This is a genomic window from Streptomyces sp. NPDC048191 (assembly GCF_040652655.1).
Taxonomy (GTDB): domain Bacteria; phylum Actinomycetota; class Actinomycetes; order Streptomycetales; family Streptomycetaceae; genus Streptomyces.
The window spans coordinates 1-3,252 of record NZ_JBEZMO010000077.1 but is presented as its reverse complement, the minus strand read 5'-3'; the positions used below and the strand labels follow the sequence as shown (position 1 = coordinate 3,252).

The 3,252-nt window shown below is 68.3% G+C and carries 1 protein-coding gene and 1 pseudogene; one reads left to right on the top strand and one right to left on the bottom strand.

The genetic code is table 11. The annotated features are described in order from the left end of the window. The first annotated feature begins 859 nt into the window (after positions 1 to 859). Positions 860 to 3,154, top strand: a complete 2,295-nt coding sequence (locus tag AB0D93_RS41385) for a SpoIIE family protein phosphatase (RefSeq protein WP_362131893.1) — start codon at positions 860 to 862, stop codon at positions 3,152 to 3,154. A 14-nt stretch (positions 3,155 to 3,168) separates the two neighbouring features. Here the strand turns inward: AB0D93_RS41385 and AB0D93_RS41380 are convergent. Beyond that, a pseudogene (locus AB0D93_RS41380) lies at positions 3,169 to 3,252 on the bottom strand (IS5/IS1182 family transposase); the annotation flags it as partial.

Genomic DNA, 3,252 nt, shown 5'->3' with positions numbered 1-3,252 from the left:
CTTCACCGCCGGATTCCTCGCGGTCGCGATCTCCACATTCCTTCTCTGTGTCGTCGCCCCGCTGTTCGGGTTCGACGAAGGGAAGTCCCAGGTGCAGTCGCCGGAGGCGGCAGTCCGATCAGAAGTACCGGCCGCAGAAGCCGCATGAACCCTGCCCCGCCATGAGTGAGCGGAGTCGCCGCCCTTCCGGGGGAGACTTGCCAGCGCCGACACGCATGACAGGGCACACCTGCCAGCCGCACGTCGACCCGACTCCACGGCGGCCCCGGAGACGCACTCCAGCCCAGATCCGGGCCACGCGTCTCGCCTGCGCCCGGACCCGATCGCGGCTCACCCTGCACGCTGATCGGTTCTTGCCCGTCAGCGTGCTCTCGTTTTCAGGAAGGCGCTCAGCATCTGGCACGGAAGCAGCATCCCGCGAGACTCGGTGTCGACGCGCAGGCGGTCTGCGAGATGCGTGAACACGGCGGAGCAGGGATTCTCTCTGGTCTGGAAGCAGTAGTGCAGCGCCGATTGCGGCGCGCGGACCGCCGCAGCGAATGCTGGCGTCGTCGACACCGTTCCTGGCGATGCCCCTCACGGCCGTGTCGGCGTCGGTTGAATCGTGACTCACTTGGGGCGCTGGTGCTCCACCAGGCCACGTGGGATACGCCGGGGCGTATGGCAGAGGGTGTCCACGACTTGTGCCGGCTCCTCATGGCACGTCGGGCGCAGAGGTCCGGCTGTACATTAAACGTACGGAGACCCCGTACCACCCTCAGGAGCCGCGATGACGGGCCTCCATAAAGCACAGGACTCGGGAGTATGGCCGCCAGGCAGAACTTCCTCAGAAGCGCTGACACGCGGCCGTGCCACCGCAGTGCTGGACGCTCACATGCGGTTCACAGGATGGAGCCGGGAAGCCCAGGAGTTGTTCGGCCGGCCACCCGATGACGTTCTTGGTCGGTTCGCCGACTCAGTCCTGGCCGATGCGGAGACCGGCGTCGGTGTGTCGGCTGCCGGTGGCAGTGGCATGGCGGGCTCGCTCGGCGTTCGGCGGGTCCGCCGTGGTGATGGCCGTTTGGTGTCCGTAGCCCTGTCCCTTACTCCGCTCGCTCATGGAGAAGGCGGGGCCGGGTGGATGCTTGTCGCGATGGACACGGAGCTGGTGCATCAGGAGGCTGTGGGCCGGTCCATGCTCGCCGGACTCGACCGGGAGTCGCCTGTCTTGCTGACCGTCTACGACACGGATGCCCGGATGCGCTGGATCAACGCTGCGGTCGAGAAGCAGTTCGGAGTGGCGCTGCACGACGTCGTCGGAAGGTTCGTGAAGGATCTCCTTCCGGAAGGCGCGGTGCTGGGTCAGGACGGAAGGCCGGCCCCGAGCATCGAGGAGATCGTCGAACAGGTGGCCCGCACCGGAGCACCGCTGGTTGATCTGCGCTATCGGAACCCCGACGACCTTCATCACGAGCGCGTCTGGTCGGCTTCCTACTTTCGGCTCCAGGACGAGGAAGCCCAGCCGATCGGGGTCTGTGAGGCGAGCCTCGACATCACTGAGCGTTATGTGACGCGACAGCGCCTCGCGCTGCTCAGCCGGGCCAGCGCCATCGGCACGACCCTGGACATCCAGCGCACGGCCGCTGAGCTGGCGGAGCTTGTCGTCCCCGAATTCGCCGATGCCGTCGCGGTCGACATCTTCGAACCGATCCTGAGCGGACAGGAACCCCCTCGCGGCGATACCCGCTCCCCGCTGCGCCGAATGGCGCAGCGCCCGTACAGCGCCGTCACCGATGACACAGCGGGCGACTCCCTGGACTCCGTCCGTCTGCGGTGCCTGGCCGAGAAAGCACCCGTTGCCGACCCAGACATGGGTGCGCTCGCCCTTCCGCTCAAGGCCCGTGGCTCTGTCATGGGTGTGGCAACCTTCGCGCGCTCCGGATCGACAGGCGTCTTCGAACACGAGGAGGTCCTGCTGGCCGAGGAGCTCGTCTCGCGCACGGGGGTCTGCGTGGACAACGCCCGCCGCTACACCCGCGAGCACGCGACCGCGCTCATGCTCCAGCGCGATCTGCTGCCCCGGTCCCTGCCCGAGCCCACGGGCGTGGAAGTGGCTCACCGCTATCTGCCCGCGGTCGGGCCCGCCGGCGTCGGTGGGGACTGGTACGACGTCATCCCGCTCTCCGGAGCGCGCGTGGGGCTGGTGGTGGGAGACGTGGTCGGACACGGCATGGGCGCGGCCGCCACCATGGGGAGGCTGCGCACCACCGTCGCGGCCCTGGCAGAGCTCGATCTCGCCCCCGACGAACTTCTCGCCCGTCTCGACGACCGCGTGGCACGGACCTACACCCCGCCTTCAGCGGCAGCCGAGCCCGAGGACCAGGCAGTGGGCGTCACCTGCCTCTACGCGATCTACGATCCCGTCTCACGGCACTGCGTCATGGCCCGGGCGGGTCACCTCCCGCCCGTGCTCGTCACCCCCGATGGACACGCCGAGCTCGTAGACCTTCCGGCCGGACCACCTCTCGGACTAGGCGGCCTGCCGTTCGAGAGCGCGGACATCGAGCTGCCCGAGGGAGCCATGCTCGCCCTCTTCACCGACGGACTGGTCCAGAGCCGGGAGAGGGACGTCGACGCAGGAGTCCGCTCGCTTTGTGCCACGCTCTCCGGGCTGCGGCACGCGCGACTGGAGGAGACCGGCGACACCGTCCTCGGGACACTCCTGCCCACGGCGCCCGAGGACGACGCCGCCCTGCTCCTGCTCCGCGTCCATGCCCTGGCCGAGAACCTCGTGGCGACCTGGGACATCGCGCCCGATGCCGGAGAGGTGGCGAGGGCGCGGTCACTCGTCTGCGACCAGCTGGTGACATGGGGAGTCGACGAAGCCGCGTCGTTCGTGGTCGAGCTTGTCGTCAGCGAGTTGGTCACCAACGCCATTCGCTACGGCGGCGCGCCGGTATCTCTGCGGCTCATCCGGGAACGGGAACACGGCCTCATCGTCGAGGTTTCCGACGGCGGTCACACGTCGCCACACCTTCGGCGCGCCGCGATGGAAGACGAGGGCGGACGAGGCCTGTTCCTGGTCGCGCAACTGACCCAACGCTGGGGAACCCGCTACACGCGGACAGGCAAGACCATCTGGACCGAGGTGTCGCCGACTCCGGTGCAGCTCTGACTTACTGAGCCTTTTCAGCGTTGACGCTCCAGGGTGAGGACGGCAGCGGCGATGACCGTCATGCGGTTAGGGCTGCAGCGGGCTCTGCGGAAGACGCG